This is a genomic window from Paraburkholderia caffeinilytica, from assembly GCF_051027425.1.
Classification (GTDB): Bacteria; Pseudomonadota; Gammaproteobacteria; order Burkholderiales; family Burkholderiaceae; genus Paraburkholderia; species Paraburkholderia caffeinilytica_A.
The window spans coordinates 1,085,983-1,105,075 of record NZ_CP186553.1 but is presented as its reverse complement, the minus strand read 5'-3'; the positions used below and the strand labels follow the sequence as shown (position 1 = coordinate 1,105,075).

General features: G+C 61.1%; 17 protein-coding genes and 2 pseudogenes. 6 read left to right on the top strand and 13 right to left on the bottom strand.

All coding sequences use genetic code 11. From position 1 onward, the window contains the following. Positions 1 to 41: 41 nt before the first annotated feature. Positions 42 to 1,112: pseudogene (locus ACOSV0_RS25450) on the top strand (zinc-binding metallopeptidase family protein); the annotation flags it as partial. Positions 1,113 to 1,482: 370 nt separating this feature from the next. On the opposite strand, the gene ACOSV0_RS25445 reads toward ACOSV0_RS25450, so the two are convergent. The 3 genes from ACOSV0_RS25445 to ACOSV0_RS25435 form a co-directional block, all read right to left on the bottom strand. After that, positions 1,483 to 2,757 carry a DUF3443 domain-containing protein gene (locus ACOSV0_RS25445; RefSeq protein ID WP_434114787.1) on the bottom strand — a complete coding sequence of 425 codons (1,275 nt, stop codon included), beginning with the start codon at positions 2,755 to 2,757 and terminating at the stop codon, positions 1,483 to 1,485. An 11-nt stretch (positions 2,758 to 2,768) separates the two neighbouring features. Continuing rightward, on the bottom strand, positions 2,769 to 3,218 hold the full coding sequence (locus ACOSV0_RS25440) for a DUF2844 domain-containing protein (RefSeq protein ID WP_434116134.1): 450 nt from the start codon (positions 3,216 to 3,218) through the stop codon (positions 2,769 to 2,771). Between the two features lie 623 nt (positions 3,219 to 3,841). Then, the gene (locus tag ACOSV0_RS25435) at positions 3,842 to 4,267 is read right to left on the bottom strand and encodes a phasin family protein (protein WP_434114786.1); all 426 of its coding nucleotides are present in this window, start codon (positions 4,265 to 4,267) and stop codon (positions 3,842 to 3,844) included. A 350-nt stretch (positions 4,268 to 4,617) separates the two neighbouring features. On the opposite strand from ACOSV0_RS25435, the gene ACOSV0_RS25430 reads away from it, so the two are divergent. Then, positions 4,618 to 5,073 carry a hypothetical protein gene (locus ACOSV0_RS25430; protein ID WP_434114785.1) on the top strand — a complete coding sequence of 152 codons (456 nt, stop codon included), beginning with the start codon at positions 4,618 to 4,620 and terminating at the stop codon, positions 5,071 to 5,073. Positions 5,074 to 5,681: 608 nt separating this feature from the next. After that, positions 5,682 to 6,452 (top strand): DUF4410 domain-containing protein, encoded by a 771-nt coding sequence (locus ACOSV0_RS25425; RefSeq protein WP_434114783.1) that lies wholly within the window; start codon positions 5,682 to 5,684, stop codon positions 6,450 to 6,452. Positions 6,453 to 6,573: 121 nt separating this feature from the next. Here ACOSV0_RS25425 and ACOSV0_RS25420 read toward each other — a convergent pair whose 3' ends face one another. From ACOSV0_RS25420 to ACOSV0_RS25395, 6 genes are all read right to left on the bottom strand, one after another. Next, the gene (locus ACOSV0_RS25420; protein WP_434114781.1) at positions 6,574 to 7,932 is read right to left on the bottom strand and encodes an ATP-binding protein; all 1,359 of its coding nucleotides are present in this window, start codon (positions 7,930 to 7,932) and stop codon (positions 6,574 to 6,576) included. A gap of 21 nt (positions 7,933 to 7,953) precedes the next feature. Next, positions 7,954 to 8,649, bottom strand: a complete 696-nt coding sequence (locus ACOSV0_RS25415; protein ID WP_434114779.1) for a response regulator transcription factor — start codon at positions 8,647 to 8,649, stop codon at positions 7,954 to 7,956. 10 nt (positions 8,650 to 8,659) lie between these two features. Continuing rightward, the gene (locus ACOSV0_RS25410) at positions 8,660 to 9,478 is read right to left on the bottom strand and encodes a MipA/OmpV family protein (RefSeq protein ID WP_434114778.1); all 819 of its coding nucleotides are present in this window, start codon (positions 9,476 to 9,478) and stop codon (positions 8,660 to 8,662) included. Positions 9,479 to 9,799: 321 nt separating this feature from the next. Next, entirely contained in the window at positions 9,800 to 10,777 is a 978-nt protein-coding gene (locus tag ACOSV0_RS25405) for a zinc-binding dehydrogenase (protein ID WP_434114776.1), read from the bottom strand. 204 nt (positions 10,778 to 10,981) lie between these two features. After that, positions 10,982 to 11,572, bottom strand: coding sequence for a TetR/AcrR family transcriptional regulator (locus tag ACOSV0_RS25400; protein WP_434114775.1), 591 nt, complete (start codon positions 11,570 to 11,572; stop codon positions 10,982 to 10,984). Positions 11,573 to 11,937: 365 nt separating this feature from the next. After that, positions 11,938 to 12,636: a hypothetical protein gene (locus ACOSV0_RS25395; RefSeq protein ID WP_434114773.1), complete on the bottom strand. Its 699-nt coding sequence runs from the start codon at positions 12,634 to 12,636 to the stop codon at positions 11,938 to 11,940. Between the two features lie 187 nt (positions 12,637 to 12,823). On the opposite strand from ACOSV0_RS25395, the gene ACOSV0_RS25390 reads away from it, so the two are divergent. Further along, positions 12,824 to 13,438, top strand: coding sequence for a LysE family translocator (locus ACOSV0_RS25390; protein WP_434114772.1), 615 nt, complete (start codon positions 12,824 to 12,826; stop codon positions 13,436 to 13,438). A gap of 58 nt (positions 13,439 to 13,496) precedes the next feature. Here the strand turns inward: ACOSV0_RS25390 and ACOSV0_RS25385 are convergent. Then, positions 13,497 to 14,075 (bottom strand): annotated as a pseudogene (locus ACOSV0_RS25385) (acyl-homoserine-lactone synthase); the annotation flags it as partial. Positions 14,076 to 14,232: 157 nt separating this feature from the next. Here ACOSV0_RS25385 and ACOSV0_RS25380 point away from each other — a divergent pair. After that, positions 14,233 to 14,952, top strand: coding sequence for an autoinducer binding domain-containing protein (locus ACOSV0_RS25380; protein ID WP_434114770.1), 720 nt, complete (start codon positions 14,233 to 14,235; stop codon positions 14,950 to 14,952). Between the two features lie 108 nt (positions 14,953 to 15,060). Here ACOSV0_RS25380 and ACOSV0_RS25375 read toward each other — a convergent pair whose 3' ends face one another. The 3 genes from ACOSV0_RS25375 to ACOSV0_RS25365 all read right to left on the bottom strand — a co-directional run bounded on the left by ACOSV0_RS25375 (position 15,061) and on the right by ACOSV0_RS25365 (position 17,572). Continuing rightward, positions 15,061 to 15,405: a fucose-binding lectin II gene (locus ACOSV0_RS25375; protein WP_434114768.1), complete on the bottom strand. Its 345-nt coding sequence runs from the start codon at positions 15,403 to 15,405 to the stop codon at positions 15,061 to 15,063. 116 nt (positions 15,406 to 15,521) lie between these two features. Further along, positions 15,522 to 15,872 carry a fucose-binding lectin II gene (locus tag ACOSV0_RS25370; protein WP_434114767.1) on the bottom strand — a complete coding sequence of 117 codons (351 nt, stop codon included), beginning with the start codon at positions 15,870 to 15,872 and terminating at the stop codon, positions 15,522 to 15,524. A gap of 281 nt (positions 15,873 to 16,153) precedes the next feature. Beyond that, positions 16,154 to 17,572: a PLP-dependent aminotransferase family protein gene (locus ACOSV0_RS25365; RefSeq protein WP_434114765.1), complete on the bottom strand. Its 1,419-nt coding sequence runs from the start codon at positions 17,570 to 17,572 to the stop codon at positions 16,154 to 16,156. Positions 17,573 to 17,729: 157 nt separating this feature from the next. On the opposite strand from ACOSV0_RS25365, the gene ACOSV0_RS25360 reads away from it, so the two are divergent. Beyond that, positions 17,730 to 19,058 carry an aspartate aminotransferase family protein gene (locus ACOSV0_RS25360; RefSeq protein ID WP_434114763.1) on the top strand — a complete coding sequence of 443 codons (1,329 nt, stop codon included), beginning with the start codon at positions 17,730 to 17,732 and terminating at the stop codon, positions 19,056 to 19,058. The last annotated feature ends 35 nt before the right edge of the window (positions 19,059 to 19,093 follow it).

The window sequence follows — 19,093 nt, the reverse complement described above, 5'->3', positions numbered from 1 at the left end:
CTGTTGCTTCATGATTGCCACCCACCACCCGGGCCCGATCGATGAGAACCTTCCACTGCAATCGCTGCTCGCACCTTGTGTTCTACGAAAACGTTCGCTGCGAACGGTGCGAGGCTTTGCTCGGATATGTGCCTGAACTGGCCGAAATCAGCGCCTTCGAAGAAGCCGGGGAAGGACGCTGGCGCAGTCTGCATCCACGTGCCGAGGGCGCGCTGTTCCGGCAGTGCCACAACTACGAAGTCGAAGATGTCTGCAACTGGATGATCCCCGCCGATTCACCCGACGCACTGTGCCGCGCCTGCCAGCTGACGCGCACGATTCCAAATCTGGGCGAGCCGGACAACCGGTTCTACTGGTACCGGCTGGAGGTAGCCAAGCGGCGGCTGCTTTACACGCTGGCCGCGCTCGGCGTCGACGTGCCGTCGCGCCAGGCCGATCCCGAGCATGGTCTCGCATTCGAATTTCTCGAGGACGGCGACGATGGGGAGCAGGTCATGACCGGCCACAACAACGGTCTCATCACGCTGAACATCGCCGAAGCCGACGACGCCTACCGCGAAAAGGTGCGCAGCGCGATGGGCGAGCCGTACCGCACGCTGCTCGGCCACTTCCGCCACGAGACGGGCCACTACTACTTCAGCCAGCTGGTCGAGAACGATCCGCACTGGCTCGAGCCCTACCGCAAGCTGTTCGGCGACGAGCGCGCCGACTACGGGGAGGCGCTGACGGCCTACTATCGCGACGGCGCGCCGAACGACTGGCAGGCCTCGTACATCAGCGCCTATGCGACGATGCATCCCTGGGAAGATTGGGCCGAGACGTGGGCGCACTACATGCTGATCGTCGACGTGCTGGATACGTCGACCTCGTACGGTCTCGCCTTGTTGCCGGACGACCCAAGCGAGCCGACGCTGACCGACCGCACGCCGGTGGAAGATGCGAGTTTCGAGAATCTGATGAAGCGCTGGTTCCCGCTCACCTACGCGTTGAACAGCCTGAACCGCAGTCTCGGCATGCCCGACGGTTATCCGTTCACGCTGGCCTCGCCGGTGGTGGACAAGTTGCGGTTCGTGCATCGGGTGATTGCGGCGGCCGGCGACAAAAAGCAGGCGCGCGAAGCGGTGAAGCCGGCGAGCAAAACCGGGGCGGTGCAAACGCCGTTGCAGACGACGCATAAGGCACATGCGGCGCTGGCGCGCACGTTGCAAGCGGTGGAGGCACAACCAGGCGCACAACCTGTCATGCCGCCAGAACCCGCGCAGGCGTCCGGCATAGGGACCGCCGCGCCGTCCACTCCGTCAGCGCCGCCGTTGCAATCCGGGCCCAACGCGACCAAAACGGCGCCCGCTAAACGGGCCGCACGCCGACGCTAGGCCAATTGCTACACCCGCACATAACCTGCTTCCAGTCTCCGCAAAAAAGCCCGCTGCCGGATGAACCGGCAACGGGCTTTTGCTCATCAGCGCCAAAGCTGGGTATCGCTCAATACGCGACGTACGGCCCCGTCCCGCCAGGTGTCGCCTGCTGTTCGACAGCGGCATACACATTACGGCCGTAGAAGAACGGCAGGCCCCAGTCGAAAATCGACGATGTCACGAAGGCCGGTCCCGCCAGCAACGGCAACGCCGAGTCGCCGCTGTACGTCTGCGAAATCGTATTGGCATTGCCGACGCTGAAGTTCACCGTGCTCGTCGTGCCGTTCGCCCCCTGGATCATCGCACTCAACGACTGGGTCGACACCGGGCAGTAGTACGCGCTGTTGGGGCTCGCGCATGCCGGCATGGCAGTGGTCTGGAAGAACAGGCCGGTCGAGCCGCTGTCCAGAATACTGCTCGAATACGTCGAGCCGTTCTGCACCGTCGTAAATGTGCCGTTCGACGGACTCACGCCGATCACCTGCGCGCTGCCCAGCGCATTGTTGCTCTGCGTGCCGATGCCGAACACCAGTTGTCCGGTGACGGACTGCGCGCCGCCCGATACCGTCGGCAGGCTCAGCATGGAACCGTTGTTGTCCGTGGTGAAGTACGGAACCGGATTGGCGACCTGCAACGCTTCGACAAGCGGAATCGACTTGCATGCCGTGCCGCTGCAACCGTAATACGTACCGGTCACGGCCTGCTGCACGCAGTTCGCGCCGCAGTCATGCTTGAACACGCCGATGCCCAGAATGCCGTTGGCCTGCAACGTACCCGGCGTGTTGCGCGACGCGCCGACGCTCGCGCAATCGGACGGCACCGACGCATAGTTCGGGTCGATCACCTGGATCGGCAGCGAGGCCGCTTTTTCACCGGCGATCTGCAGATCGGCGAGCTTCACCGAACCCCACGTGTAGCCGTCGAAAAACTGCATGCATTCGGCGATCAGATTGCCCGAACCGTCCTGCTCTTGCGGCAGCGTCATCGAGGCCGGCAATTGCGAGGCGAACACCCGCACGCCCCACGAACCGGTATCCACCAGAACGTGATCGATAGTCTGGCACTGGGTGGTCCCAGGCGCGCAAATCGTGATGCTGACGAACGGCATGTTCGGCACGTTGCTCACGCCGGAGTCGACCGTCACGCGCACTGCGTTGGCGGCCACCACTTGCGGCGAAGGCGAGGTATTCGTGACGGTGGGACCGGCCACGCTCGTCGTGGTGCTGGAATTCGCCGAAGAGCCGGAACTGCTGGAGCCACCGCCCCCGCCGCCGCAGGCACTGACGAGCAAGGCGAGCAGCGCCGCGCACAACAAGGTAAGCAACGAAGACTGATGACGCATGATCCGCTCCGTTATTGAATGACGCCGGCATCGACGCCCGCGGGCACCGCTTGCGGCAGATAGGCGTAACCGGCGAACGCGCGCAGGTGGCCACCGGAGTAGACAACCAGATCGCTGTTGGACACCGCGAGCGGCGTGCCACGGCGCGTCGCGGTAGCGGCGACATACTGGTCGAACGAAGCGCCCAGCATGGATCTCAGATCCGGCAGCGTCGGACCTTGCCACGTGACACCGAACACGATGCCGTTGGGCGCCACGTACTCGCGTACCAGCGTGCCGGACGGCATCGTAATCAGGTGTACGGAATACGCGCTCTGCGTAGTGGCCGTATGAGCAACTGCGTGCAGGCGTGTCTGATCGCTGTCGACAGTGCTGACGTTCTGGCCGAGCGTGGCGTGCGCGGCAAACGACAGCGCGCAGCTGGCCCCGAGCATTGCGCGAGCAATGCTTGTAGAAAGCATCGGTTTCAAGAGATTTCCTTCGAGGTGAAACGTTCGTGGCCGGCAAATGAGCCGATCACAAACGGGAATTCAGGGGCGCATTCCTGACCGGCGGTGCCGGTTTGCATTCAGACCGGTTGGGTTGCGTGAATGCGTCTACGGAGTGGTGGCGCGAAACTTTAGGCATCGCGAGAGGGTGAAGCAATCGTTTGCGAGACGATTTAAACCTTCTGCAAGCGCCGCGCCGTTCGATACCGTTTGACATCGGCGGACAGGATCACCTAGGGGCGGCGCTCAAGCGCATATTTTTCCGATTCGCCCTGTTTAAAGCGAACATACGCATCCGGCAACAGGGCCGGAACAGAAAAATATCGATGCGCGTGGCATGTGTCGAGCAATGTAAGCGAACGCTGAATAATTCGAGCCGATTCGCACATTCCTCCGATAATTGAGGCACGTGCAGACTGCTTTGAGCAAAGAGAAAATCGCAAGACAAGCGCGATTCGAGAGACAAAAAAATGCCGCGGATAACCTGATCGTTATCAGCGGCACTGGGTACTTCACTACGGCTTTTCTGCTATTTCATTGCGATTTCCATGAGCCGCGCCGGATCCGGATCACGCGATCCGACGCGGCCGCGTCCGTTACTTTTTCTGCTGCTGCAAGAGCGACTTGAGCTCCTGCACATTTTCTTCGACGCGTTTTGCGATCACCGCATACGACTCGGCCTGCGTCTGATAGGCGGCTTGCGCCAACTGCTGCATATCGGCGAGCGACTTATGCAGGCTTTGCTGGATCAGCTCGGCGGCTTTCGCCGGAGGCGCGGTGCCGCCGGCCGACAACTGCCCGGTAAGCGACTGCAATTCGCCCAGCGTGGTGCGCAGCATCTCGGTCTGTTTCTGCGCGAGCGACTGGATGCCCTGGAATGCGGTCTGATTTGCCTGAACCAGCGCTTCCACGTCCTTGCGTCGCGCCTCCATGATGGCGGGTACGTCGAAGCCGGGAAGCTTGAATTGCTCCAGCATTTTGGTGAAATCGCCAAACGGATTGGCGGCGTCAGGTCGGTCCATGCGAAATCCTCCTTAACGATTGAATACTCGCCCGCGGTGCATCGCCGCGATGCTTCTCCGGCCTATGCACCTGTGGCGTCGCGTGCGCCGCGCCTCCCGCAGACGTCTGCTGCTTCTGGGGTCGGACGGCACATTGCGTCAATCATGCGCCATCCGGCCACATTGCGCCAGCGGGCACACCCTGGCGCGCCGTCTCCTCGCCGGACTGTTTTACCGGTTCGAGCATGAAGAATGCAAGGCTCGGTAAGTTACGAAACGGCTTCAGTAACCCTATAAAACGGGATGTCGACTATCTTTGCCGATGTGCTGGCGCACTTTTGCGCCGGCGCTGTCTCAATGGGAGCGACATCATGAAAAAAGGATTGCTGAGCGCGGCACTGGCCGCCGTTTTGACCGTAGCCGCGACGGGCGTGCTGGCACAGGAAGCAGCCTCGCCGCCGCCCGCAGCCGCTAACGCGCATGACGAGCCGCATCACGGCGACAAGCCGATTGGCCCGCACGGCCCAATGGGGCCAATGGGTCCAGGATTCGCAGTGGTCAACGATCTTGAGCAGTTGCGCCGCCTGTATGCAATGAGCGGACGTGAAGGCGAGATCATTGCCGTGTATCACGAGGTGTTGAACAAGACGCAGGATCCGATGCTGCGTCATTACGTGTACGACTCGCTGGCTCGTGAGCAGCTGAAGCCCGCCAATCCCGACCAGGCCATTGCAACGCTGCGCACCAGTTTGTCGGAAGACCTCGGTGCCGCCAACCGCATGCCGCATGGCATGCCGGCGGGGATGCAACCGCCTGTGTCGCAATAAAACACGCCGGACTGCGCCACAGGATCACCGTGCATTCGTGGCGTCGCACGGGAGCGCATGCATGCCGCGCGGCCCGTGCAATTCATTCCGGACGCAATTCAGTTGGAAGCGCTACCGCCAACAAGCAGCGCAGCCGTTCGGCTGCGCTACGTTGGCTTTCGCACATAGTCGCCGCTCTGCCCACTTTTCATCTTCCCTCAGGTGATTAGGATAAGAGCACCGCAACGCTAGTGCCTGGTGAACAATGCGCTACCCGCTGAATATGGCCGTCGCCGCTGCCCTTCTCGTCTTCGTTCTTTGCTGCATCGTCAAGCTCGCCTTGAGTTGATGCCTGTCGCCGTGCTTTCACCCCATGCCAAATCCGCCTCGCATCTGCATGTTTCGCCGTGACATAGCGCGAAATAATTGCTGAATGGAGTTTGGGAAGTGACTCGCCCATACTTCGTTTCGCTGCCGGTGCGTACGAAAAAAGACGCATGAGATCAAGGGTGCTGTTTGTGCAAACACGCGTGCGAATGCGATCCCGATGATTCACGATCCCACGGTTGCCCGATCATCGGAAGATGCATTCGAACCTAACGGCACCGCGTGCCGACGACAGGATGAACATGTTGAATTCAGTGAGTTTCCTCAAAAAGAATGCCGCCCGTTTTGCGTGCATCGCCATGGTCTGCGGCAGCGCGCTCCTGACCGGCTGCGCCGGCGGCAGCATCAACAATGCAACCCAGACCAGCGCACAGCCGCAAGTTCGCCCGGACAACATTTATGTCTACACCTTCGAGAGCAATCCGGATCAGGTGAAACTGGATAATGGCGGCATGCTGCAAAAATTGAAATCGCATCTCGACGGATCATCCGCCGCGGAAAAGCAATCCGCCGATGCCATCGCCGTGCGTGAGCAGGTCGCCGATGAAATCGTGCATCAATTGCAATCGATGGGATTGCGCGCGATTCGCTCGGATATCCCCGCGCCCGCCGACCAGAACGTCCTGCTCGTGCAAGGCAGCTTCGACACGATCGACGCCGGTAATCGCCGCCGCCGCGTGCTGATCGGTCTGGGCGCGGGCAAGAGCGAGGTGAGCAGTTCCGTGCAGATTCTCTACAAGCCGGCGGGCGGCACTGCGCGGCTGGTGCAAAGTTTCAATGCCACCGGCGACAGCGGCAAAGCACCCGGCATGGTAGAAACAGCCGGCGTGGGCGCCGCGGCCGGGAGCATCGCGACTTCGGCGGCCGTGAGCGGCGGCTTGCATGGCATCTCCGAAACGAAGAAGGCCGGTGTTTCGGCGGATGCAAAGCGTCTGGCCGATGCGGTGGCAAAACAGGTAGCGCAGATCGGCGTGAGCGGAGGCTGGCTCTCGACGGAACACGTCAAAGGATAAGCAGCCCGCAGCAGGTTCGGGCTGCTGCAGATGGCGCGTGGCACATGGCAGGGTGAATGGAATTCACACCCTGCCACGCGCCGGGCCCGCACCGTGCATCAGAATTCGCTGCGGCGCGGCGCTACGAAAACCACACGGCGAAGCGCGTGCCCGAAACCAGGCTGCTCACGGTCAGACGCCATTCGTGAGCCGTGGCGATCTCCTTGCAGATCGCAAGGCCGAGCCCGGCACCATCGTGCTGGGCATCCGGCGAGCGCCAGAACCGCTTGAAGAGAAACGGCAAATACTCCTGCCTGATGCCCGGCCCTTCGTCCTGGATCTGCACCGAGACGGCATCGACGATCAGCACGACCGCGCTATGCGCCGGCGACGCATTGATCGCGTTCTCGACGATGTTCTTCAGCAGAATGAACAACGCGCTTCGGTCGGCCCAGATCGACGGGGAGGCGCCGGCGGTTTCGAGCCGAAGCTTCACCTCCTTGCGGTCGGCCTTGCGTGCAAGATAAACCATCACGTCCTGCACCACGTCGACGATATTCACCTCGCCGAAACTGAAGTTCTGCGACTCGCTGACTTCGGCGAGATGCAACAGTTGCCGAACCTGACGCGCCATCAGATCGATTTCACGAAACAGCAGGTCTTTGTCGTCGATCCCCGGTTGCAGTTCGATCTGACCGCGGATCAAGGTGAGCGGCGTCTGCAACTCGTGCGCGGCCGACGCGAGAAACTGCTGCTGCACGGCGAAGCCGTTTTCGAGCCTGTCGAGCGCTTCGTTGAAGGCATGGATCAGCGGCTTGATTTCACTCGGAACACCCTCGACGGAGAGCCGCGTGGTGAGGTTGCGCGGCGTGATGCGCGCAGCCGCGCGCGATGCCTCCCTAAGCGGCTTGAGCACCCGATGCACGGTAAAGGGGAAAGTCAGGCCAAAAATGATCGTGGCAACGACAATGATCGTCCTGATGATCGCCGGCATCGGCTTGACCTTGCTGCTGATAATCGCGTCGACGAAACGTTCGCCCGTCGCGGTCTGGACGTAGACAACCGCCGGGTCATGCGCAACCCGCAGCGTCAGAACTTCGAATGGCTTCGCGTCTATCTCCGCCTGTTGAACATTGCCGGCAGATGCGGATAAGTCGCCCTCAATCCATGCATCGCTCCCCTTGCCGCCGTTCGAAGCCAGCAACACGTTGCCGCGTTCGTCGAGTATCCGGTATTTCAGTTCCGTCGGCGCCACTTCGAAGAGCCACGCCGTCTGCGCGGGAAGCGCCACGGAAACCGGACGGCCGGCGCTATCGAACCGGAGTCCTTTCGCGATCGCCTCGGCGCTTTCCATCTCCTCATGCCGCCCGAGCATCTGCTGGGGGAAATGACTGAATGCATAGGTAGCGGCCGTCGCCAGCACGGTCAGGCTGATCGCGAGCGCAACGATGCTGGTCACCCAAAGCCGCGCGGACAAACTGCGAATCCAGTGATTGAGCATGGTAAGCAATTGGCCGTTGATTTAGTGCTGCCCCGTGAGTCGTGCCGCGACCTGAAGCGCGAAGCCCGCGCCGCGAATATTGGCAAGCCGCGTCGTCGCGCCCACCGCCGTCAATTTCTTGCGCAGACGATGCAGCGTGACTTCGAGCGCGTTGGGCGTGACGGCTTCGCCGAGTCCCCACGCTGCATGTTCGAGCGCCGCATGCCGCACGGTCGCACCCGCCGCCTTCGCGAGGCACAGTGCAATCTGCAACTCGGCGGGCGCCAGTTGCACGGACTGCGCGCCACAGCGCATCACGCGTTGCTGCGGATCGACCGTAATGTCGCCGAACGAGATCACCAGTTCCGCCAGCGCCACCGGACGGCGCATCAGCGTACGCACCCGCGCCACCAGTTCACTCATGGCAAAGGGTTTGGTCACGTAGTCGTCCGCGCCGTTCTCCAGTCCGTCGATGCGATCGTGCAGCGCATCGCGCGCCGTCAGCATGAGCGACGGTGTCATCTGCCCCGCCGCGCGTAATGTCCGCAGAAAAGTCAGGCCATCGCCGTCCGGCAAACCACGATCGATGATGAACACCGCGTAGTCGGCGCGGCTCACGGCAAAATGCGCCGCCGAAATCGTGCCGAACACATCGGTCTCGATGCCTGCCGCGGAAAGCGCCTGGCGGATCATGCCGGCCAGGCGCTCGTGGTCTTCGATCAGTGCGACTCGCGACATGCGGTGGTGCTCAATTGAATTCGTAAAGGTAGCCGACCCTAGCTTGCGGAATATAACGCTTACCCACCAGCGGGCTGTCGGTGATGCCGCTGCCAAGATGGGCGACGCCGACGTCGAGAATCATGATCTGATGGCGCGTGAACTTGTAGTCGATACGCGTTCCCACCGAGATGTCGTAGGTCGCCTTGCCAGTATATTCCGGGCGGCCGGCGCGCACTTCAGAGGGACGCACGCCATAGTAGTAGTCGACATATTTGCTACTCAGCCAATCCACGCCGACATGAGGTTCAAACTCGAATTTGCCGTATCCGAAGGACTTGCTGAAGTCGATACCGGCTTTCTGCCCTCTGTTACCGCCTTCCAGAAAATCGCCCGAAAGCGTGCCGTATGCAGTGTGCCATGCGAGTGCCGGGCCGTACCAGAACGTGCCGTTGCGGTTTTGCATGCCGCTCAGAATCGGGGCGTCGGACGCCTTGTAGCCGTCGCCGATCGCATACTGTCCCCGCAGCGCGAGGCTTACGTTGTTCCACTTGCCGATCTTCAGATCGACTGCCGTACCAAACGCATGCACCCATTTGTTATCGAACGAAATCAGCGGAATCGGCGTGTATTTCGTGCCGTAGCCTTTGTAGGGCGCCTGCTCGATGCCCGCTCCGACGCCCAGGCCCCAATGCGTCACATTGGTCGAATTGTTCAGCACGGTGAAGCCCGTATCGTCCGCCGTGGGCGGTTCCGGGCTCTCGCCGTCGGCCCATGCGGCCCTCGAAACCATGAAGAACGATGCGATCGCCAGCGGAAGCCAGCGCTCACGGCAAAGAGATTTTTTCACGTCGAGTCCTGAGTTGATGAATGAGGCGGCATCGACTCTACGACTGGTGGACTTACTCGTTACTTACTCAAAGCGGTGAGGACCGGCATGTCCGGCGGCGGCGTTCAACCGCTTACGCGCCGCCTTTTTTATCGCGCGTTGGTGCGCGGGGCACGCCTCGATATGATCGGCAAGCTCAGTAATATTCGGGAATGTGCCGCGTCCGCAAAACCTCCGGCAGGTCCGGGAAACGAACGTTGGATATCGACGCCCGTCCGTTCATCGCCCATGGGCGCTGCACGGCACAAGCTTGTGTGCCGATGCAGCGACACGTCTGTGCCATTAGAAGCGCAGCAGCACTTTGCCCTTGCGCGCGCTCTTCTCGCTCGCCGCTGCCGCTTGCGCTACGTTCCCGACATCGAAGACAGCTTCGACCGGCAGCTTCAGTTCGCCCGATGCGGCGAGTCTCAGCAGTTCGCCGATCATGCGTGCTTTATCCGCGCCCGACGTGACCTCGAAAATTTTGCTGGCCCAGAAACCCTTGACGGTCGCCTGCTTGAAGATCGCATCGCCGGAACTGATCCGCATCAACTCACCGGACATGGCGCCGAACGAAACCAGCGTGCCGTTTTCGCCAAGCAGACCGAAGATGTCGCCGCTGGCATCGCCGCCCACCGAATCGACACCTGCCACGAGCGGCGCGCCGCCGACGATGTCGCGAACCTGTTTCTTCCAGCCATCGCTTTCGGTCGATACCGCATTGCCGATACCCACCTCGGCCAATTCCGCAATGCCGGCCTCGCGCCGCACCAGGTTGACCACGTTGATGCCGCGCGCGCCGGCCAGCATCGCCAGCGTCTTACCCACCGCACCGTTCGCCGTGTTCTGGATGAACCACTGACCGGGTTCCAGATGCAGGTATTCCAGCAGCATCACCGCGCTCAACGGCATGGCGATCAACTGACAGCCGGTTTCGTCGCTGATCGCGTCGGGCAACGGGACCACCCCTGCAGCCGGCGCCAGAACGTAATCGGCCCAGGCTTCGTAAATGCCGGCCACCACCACACGCTGACCGGGCTTCAGATGTCCGACGCCCTCGCCGACCGCGTCGATCACGCCGGCCACTTCGGTGCCGCCCACGGCCGGCAATTGCGGCTTGTAGCCGTATTGACCGCGAATCGTCCACAGGTCGTGATTGTGGATCGGCGACAAGGTCGATTTGATGCGCACCTGCCCCGCGCCGGGATTCGGCGTGGAACGTTCCGCGACCTGCAGCACGTCAGCGGGATTGCCGAAAGAGGAATAGATAACGCTACGCACAATCGATCTCCTGGAATGTCCAACGATAAGGGCTCCGTGTTGCATGGAGCGAGGGCTTTTGTGAGTTTTTTTGAGTGCTTCTTTTACAACTTCTTTGAGCGCTTCTTTGCGTGTTTCTTCGGGTGATTCTTCGAATGCCTTGAGCCGTGGTGCTGTTCGGGAAGCTTCAATAGCGCCACCGCAGCGATCGCGGTCGCGGCACGTTCAAGGCGCGCGAAGTACGCTGACGGTGACCGCCATGGCTTGCGCCATCGCGCTTCCATCCCGCCGCAGCTTGGTGATGAGCGCCGCGCCGAGCCACATCTGGTAAAGGAGTTCAGCGGCTTCTTTGGCCCGAATCTCCGGCGAAAGCGAGCCGTCGGCTTGCCCCTCTTCGATCACGGCCGCGAGACGCCTCATCAAGCGGTCGACGCCGTCGCGCAGCACCACGCGCATCTCATCCGAAAGATCGCCGACTTCCGCGCTCAGCTTCACCACCAGACACTTTTCGCCGCCGTCCTGATCGAGTTGTTCCTGCTGCCACGCGGCCCAGTAGCTCAGCAGCTTGTCACGGCCGTTGACGCCTGCTTGGCCGAACAATGCGTCGAGGCGCATCGCATAGTCTGCAACGTACTGTTGCAGCAGTTCGCTGCCGAACGACTCCTTCGAACCGAAGTAGTGATAGAACGACCCTTTCGGGATTTCGGCAGTCGTCAGAATCTCGTTGAGCCCAACCGCGACAAAGCCTTTGCGCGCGATCAGGGCACGCCCGGCGTCGAGGATGTGCCTGCGAATGTGGGGATGGCTAGCTCTCATGGTCGCGGATTATGACCGCAATTAGACCAGTCGTCTAGAAATTTGATGAACGGTGGGAAATGGCGTGTGTGGGACTTACCAGACCATGCGCCAAAATTATTCGCGATCGGCATGATCGCGATTGCGGTCAGCGTGATCCGAGTTTCGGGCTATCAGGCGGGTTCGTGACGTGACGTGACGTCACGGCATGGCATGGCGGCTGCCCGATGTAATTTGTCCGTCACCCGCCAGCAATATGGCGATGCCATGATGATGCTTCGTACCCGCCCCTGCGGCTCGAGATTGCAGCCGGATGCGCTGCAGTCCGATACCACTTGGGCGGGCACACCTTCAGCTAATCCTTGCATCGAACCACGATGCCGGATTTAGCTCTTCGCGGGACGCCCCGTCTTCACCGTCTCGAGCGACGACACCGCGGCAAGCAGGCGCTGCGGCGCTGCCGACTCCAGCATCATCAACCCGGCTCGCAACAGTTCGCTCTTCTTGACCGGCACGCCGGCGTCGAGACACTTCTGCTTGAGAGCCGCAATTCTGTCGTAGTCCGATTTCGGCATCGTGAAGCTGTCGCGCACGACTTTCTCTTTCTTCGGCGGCTTGGCTTTCTTGGCTTCGGGAGCGCTGACCGGTGCGGCTTCTGCGGTTGTCGAACCTTTCGCTTTGGCTGCCTTCTTAACGGCCGGTGCCGCTTCCGCAGCTACCGAACGCTTTGCTTTGGCTTCCTTCTTCGCAGCAGGCGCCGTTTCCGCAACTGCCGAACGCTTCGCTTTAGCATCCTTCTTCACAGCAGGGGCCGCTGCCGAGCGCTTCGCTTTGGCTTCTTTCTTCACTGCAGGGGCGGCTTCAACGGTTGCCGAACGCTTCGCCTTGGCTTCCTTCTTCACAGCAGGTGCCGCTTCAGCAGCTGCCGAACGCTTCGCCTTGGCTGCTTTCTTGACGACAGGCGCCGCTTCCGCCGACTGTTCCGGCGTGACTGCCGGCTCCGCGCCATCTACCGCGTGCCTGGATGAACTCTTGGGGAAATGGAAAGCCTTCTTGGTGTGCTCTTTAGTGACGGGTGCTGTCATATGCTTCTCCGCGTTGATAACCGTATAAACAGTATATACCGTTTATTTTGCTATCGGAACTTCGGCTCCAATACCAACCGCACTCACCACCTGTACCGGACACCATCCCAAAAACCGTACAGGTACTGTACAGGGATGGTTCGCTAGAATGCTCCAAAGGTTTTATCGACCGACACCGGAGCCACCCATGTCTTATCTCAGCCTCAGCGCGCTGCCCGCCGGCATCCTGTTCGCGCTCGTCACCACCATTACGCCCGGCCCGAACAACACCATGCTGCTGGCCTCGGGCGTCAATTTCGGTTTTCGCCGCACGCTGCCGCATCTTTCCGGCATCAGCGCCGGGGTCGTGCTGTTGATGCTGTCGGTCGGGATCGGTCTGGGTGAAGCCTTCGTGCATTTTCCCGTGCTGTACACCGTGCTCGAAGTCGCGAGCGTCGCGTATCTGCTGTATCTCGCGTGGAAAATCGGTACCTCGGGCGAACTGAAGGTCAGGAAAGGCGATCGCCGGCCCATGAAGTTTCATGAAGCCATCGCCTTCCAGTGGGTCAATCCGAAAGCGTGGATGATGGTGCTGACCGCCGCCACGACGATTCACCTCAGCGAAAGCACCAGCATGAACGCCATCGCGATGGCGGTGATCTTCTACGTGATCGGCTTTCCGTGCATCTGCCTGTGGGCCGGTTTCGGCACCGCGATGCGGCGCGTGCTGTCGGACCCGAAGCGGCTGCGTATTTTCAATGTGGCGATGGCGCTGCTGCTGGTGCTCTCGCTGTATCCGATCGCGCTGAAGCTGCTCGGCTAGACAAGGCGCTGCACGGCAGTTCCACAGACTGCAGCCGTCTCGTGGCGACGCCCTGCCGGTCGATATCTAATGCCGAGAGCGTCTGCTCGTCGATGTCGATCCAGCACGCCACCACCTTTCTGCCATCGAAGCTCCGCACCGGCCCCGCCCGGTGCACCTGTACACCGATGCGCCGAAAGAGCCTTTCCATGCTCACAAACGTCACCCCAATCAAACACTGCGCTTGCAGTTGCAATGCGCATTGCACGACGCGCGTAAGCATTGGACGCACGCCCCACGCCATGCCCGCGCCGTTCGGACGTACAGCGGCGTCTGGCCTCGCCGCAAATCTCGACAACTCCCACACGTAAGGCGACTCAGGAGCCGGCATCTGTGGGTCCAGCAAACCGGAAAATAGGTCCTTGAGCATATATGGGCTTGTTGTTCGGAGCAGCCGCGCACAACCCAGCAGCGTGCCCTCGTCGTCACGCGCCACCACGTAGACCGTATCGTCGCGATCGTATTGGTCTCTTTCAATTGCCGCTTCGCCCAACGGCAAATCCCAGCCCAGTTGCTCGACGAAAATCTGATGCCGATACCGTCCCAAGGCAGCGGCTCCCTCCACATTCAACTGAATGCCGTAAACAAACGTCTGCATTGTCACCTCCGAGCGCGTGGATCAATCCTCACATTGCACGGCCCGGCCTATCTCATAACAACTGTCAATCCTGACAGGCTCGCATAACATGCCTACCGTGTTCGTCAAGTGACGAATCATCGGCTCTGCGCGTATGATGAAAACAAGGGGATACGCGATGAAACTAAATTTTCAGGACGTCTACGAAACATTAGCTTCTACAAGCGACGAACAGCAACTGTTCAATCGAATCGCCTCATACGCTGCGCGGCTCGGGTTTGACTACTGTTGCTACGGCATTCGCGCGCCACTGCCCGTGTCGAACCCGGCAGTGTCGATCTTCGAGACCTACCCTAATGGCTGGATGGAGCGCTATCACAGGCAGGGTTACCTGAACATCGATCCGACAGTGCGCGCCGGCAGTCAAGACCCGCAACTCATTATCTGGCCGGAGCCGAACGGCGAAGTCTCCTCGAGCCTATGGGCCGATGCATGCGACTTCGGATTGCGTTTCGGCGTCGCGCAATCTAGTTGGTCGACGCGGGGCGCTTTTGGACTACTGACTTTATCGCGTCGAACTCGCGCACTCGCGACAACAGAAATCGAACTGCTGCGTCAACCCATTCATTGGCTGGCAAATTTGTCGCACACGATGATGACCCCCTATCTGCTACCCAAACTGACGCCCAAAATCGACGAGGCGCTTACGGCGCGTGAGCGCGAGGTATTGTGCTGGACCGGCGAAGGCAAGACGGCTTATGAAACCGGCCTCATCCTGAACATATCCGAGCGCACCGTCAACTTCCATATCAATAATGCGATGACGAAGCTTTCGGCGACCAACAAAGTACAAGCCGTGGTCAAGGCAACCGCCATGGGTCTACTCAACGCAGCTTGAGCCGGAGCGTCTTGTAGCAACCGGCAGACTTGATCATGCGGCCGCCAACCATGCGAAGCGCCGGGCGGAATATTTCCGGCCCGGCGGCAATTATGCATGCGGTCTGTATCAGCCGATCGGCCAGTTGAGGACAGCAATACCGTCGTTTTCATCCTGATCGGCGTAGTCCTCGGATCCGAGCAGTGCAAAGTTCGACTTGTTGCCCAGGATAACCTTGCTTGACACGAGATCAGATGCCTTGTTATTGGCCATAACCGTTATCTGAACAGCGCCATTGCCGGAGTTTATAACCTTCGTACCCAGCAGTTTGTCGCTGGCTCCGCCGCCGGTAAAGGTAGCTTTGGTAACGTTGTCAACCAATACGGTAATTGTCTGTGTAAATGCCGAATTGGCGAACGCGGTGACACCGAAGTTGATGTTTGGCGGAAGTGTGAAGACGCCTTGCTTAGCCATGGTATGACCTCGAAAAAATTAGCTTCTTTAACGATCCGTACCTTCTGAAAGGGACGGCTGGTGAATCGGCCACTCGCCATTCCCATTCAACTATCCGAGGGAATAGCGGTTCATCTTCAACCCAATGGCCAGTTGAGTGACAGCACAGAGTCGTTACCATCACCATCCGGCCCCTCTTCCCCAATCACGAGTCCAAAGTTCAGCCGGTCGGCCAGAATGATTTGCGTCGAGAGCAGTGTGGACGGTGTCTGCTTGTCTCCCGTCGTCACCGTTACCTGGACGCGGCCTGCGCCAGAATTGAAAACACCGTTGCCCAGCAACACATCCGACGCGCCGCTTCCTTTGTAAGTTGCCTTCACCTGGCCGTCCACCGCAATCGTGATGCTTTGCGCGATCGACGAGTTAGCAAACGCCACCACGCCGAAATTGATGTTGGGGGGAAGCGTGAATACACCTTGCTGATCCATTGCCAATCTCCATAAATTTCCCTCCTTCATCGATCGTGGATAGCAAACATTATTTCGTTATCCAAATTTATCAGGAAGGCAGTTTGGCCGTCGCAGTGTCTCGATAGAAAACCACCACCGGCGACTTCAATCTAGAAGACGGCAACGCCGACATCTAGCTGTTAGAGTTGACAGGCATCCCCAAACGCAGATGATTCACGTGCGCATGCGTGCACTCTTCCGGCGACAATGCAGTCCCCGAATACGGTGTTACGCGCTTAAGGCTGGAACCTTTCCGTACGCTATCCAATCGCACCCTGCCCGACTCGCTCGATGAAGCGCCATAACGCGTCGTCGGTCGAGTACGGCGCGTTGAAACGGAACCAGGCGCTCGGGGCATCGTCGGGACGGAAATAGGAGCCTGGCGCGAGCCAGATGCCGTGCGTGAGCGCGGCAGTCGCCACTTCACCGGCGCGCCCGGCTTCGATCGGCAGGCGCGCCCACAGAAACAGGCCGGCTCGCGGCCGGTGAAACAGTTCGAGGCCAAGCGAATCGAGCCGCTCTTCGACGGTCGCATGCGCGAGCTTGAGCCGCTCGTTCACGGCTTCCACGTGACGCGCATAGCGCCCTTCGAGCAACACCTTGTCGACGATCCGCTCGATCGCTTCCGACGAGGTCAATCCCACCGCCATCTTCGTGCGCGCCAGTTCGCGCAACACCGCCCGCTCGGCGACCACATAGCCGCAGCGCAGCCCCGGCGTCACCGTCTTCGAAAATCCGCCGACGTAGAGCACGCGCTGCAAGCCTTCCATAGCGGCGAACAAAGGCGCACCGGGCGGCGCCAGCTCCCGGCTGACATCGTCTTCGATCACCCACATGCGCTGACGCTCGGCGATCTGCAACAGACGGAAGGCCGCCGACATGCCGAAGGTCGCGCCGGTCGGATTCTGCAGCGTGGTGTTGACGAAAATCGCCTTCGGCTTGTGCTGCGCGACCAGCGTTTCGAGCACGTCGGTATCGACGCCGGCCGGCGTGCGCGGCACGCCATGCACCACCAGCCCCGCCAGCTTGAGAATCTGCAGCAGATTGCAATAACCGGGATCTTCGACGATCACGGCGTCGCCCGCGCGCAGCAGCGTCCGGACGATCAGGTCCAGGCCTTGCGTCGCGCCCTGCGTGAGCAGCACGTTGGAGACGTCCACCGGCAAACCGCGTCGGTCGAGTTGCTCGGCGATCCGTTCGCGCAGCGGCGCGAAGCCGTATGGATGCCCGTAGTCGCCGAGACGCGCCGCCGGCACCCGGCTCATCGCGCGCAGCGCATGCTGCAAACCCGTCTCGTTGATCCACTCGTTCGGCAGCCAGCCGCCGCCCGCCTTGATCGGCACCGAATGGTCGGCGAACACGTCGGACAGCAGCCAGGTCGCCGTCAGGCTCGGCGGTTGCCAGTCGGTCGGCGCGGCCCGCGCGGACTGTGCGCGCGCCGCCACGCGGTAACCGGAGCCGCGCCGGGCCACCACGAGACCCATCGAAACGAGACGGTTGTACGCCTCGGTGACCGTGAAGGTGCTCAGTTCGTGGCTTTGCGCCAGCGCCCGCACCGACGGCAGCAGCGCGCCGGCGCGCAGCGACTGCGCCTCGATGGCGCGCTCGAAACCTTGTACGACCTGCTCGACGAGCGTGGGCGCGGCGCGCCGGTCGCGCTCAAGTTGTAGTTCGATCATGATCGGGAGTAAGGAGTCGACACAGTTATCGCAATTCCACCAACACAGTTAGCGCCACACTGCGTCAACTGTTTATGCCGCCATTAAACCGCGAACGCTACAGTTTTGGCTATGCCCCGAAGGAAGTCCCTTGGGGGACCACTTCGAGGAAAAAACCATGACTTCGCGCCCCGTCATCGACGATCTGTCGTCTTTCTGGATGCCCTTCACCGCCAATCGCCAGTTCAAGGCCGCACCGCGCCTGCTGGAATCGGCCAAGGGGATGTACTACCGCACGACGGACGGGCGCGAAGTGCTCGACGGCTGCGCGGGTCTCTGGTGCGTGAACGCCGGCCACGGCCGCGACGAGATCGTCGCCGCGATCACTGAGCAATTGTCCACGCTCGACTTCGCGCCGACCTTCCAGATGGGCCACCCGCTGGCATTCGAGGCGGCCACGAAAGTCGCTGAGCTGATGCCGAACGGCCTCGACCGCATCTTCTTCACGAACTCCGGCTCGGAATCGGTCGACACCGCGCTGAAAATCGCGCTGGCCTACCACCGTTCGCGCGGCGAAGGCCAACGCACGCGCCTGATCGGCCGCGAACGCGGTTATCACGGCGTGGGCTTCGGCGGCATTTCGGTTGGCGGCATTGCCCCGAACCGCAAGACGTTCTCCGGCGCGCTGCTGCCGGCGGTCGATCACCTGCCGCACACGCATAACCTCGAACACAACGCGTTTTCGAAGGGCCAGCCCGCCTGGGGCGCGCATCTCGCCGACGAACTCGAGCGCATCGTTACGCTGCACGATGCCTCGACGATCGCCGCCGTGATCGTCGAACCGGTGGCCGGGTCGACGGGCGTGCTGATTCCGCCGCAAGGCTATCTGCAAAAGCTGCGCGAGATTTGCACGAAGCACGGCATCCTGTTGATTTTCGACGAAGTGATTACTGCTTTCGGCCGCGTCGGCAAGGCGACCGCGAGCGAATACTTCGGCGTGACGCCGGACCTGATCACGATGGCCAAGGCGATCAACAACGCCGCGATTCCGATGGGCGCGGTGGCCGCGAGCCGCACGATCCACGACACCATCGTCAACGCCGGCGCACAGGGCGCGATCGAACTGTTCCACGGCTACACCTATTCGGCCCACCCGGCCGCAGCGGCTGCCGCGGTTGCGACACTCGACCTGTATCGCCGCGAAGGCCTGTTCGACCGCGCGGCGGCGATGGCGCCGAAGTTCGAAGCCGCCGCTCACTCGCTGCGCGGCGCGAAGCATGTGAAGGACGTTCGCAACCTCGGCATGATTGCCGGTGTCGAACTCGAGTCGCGCGACGGCGCGCCGGGCGCGCGTGCTTACGAAGCGTTCGTGAAGTGCTTCGAGGCGGGCGTGCTGGTGCGCTTTACCGGTGACATCCTCGCGTTTTCGCCGCCGCTCATCATCGACGAAGAGCAGATCGCCCACATCTTCAAGACAGTGGGCGACGTACTGGCGACGGTGCAGTAAGACTGAGGGGGAGATATAGCGCATGAGGCGGCCGC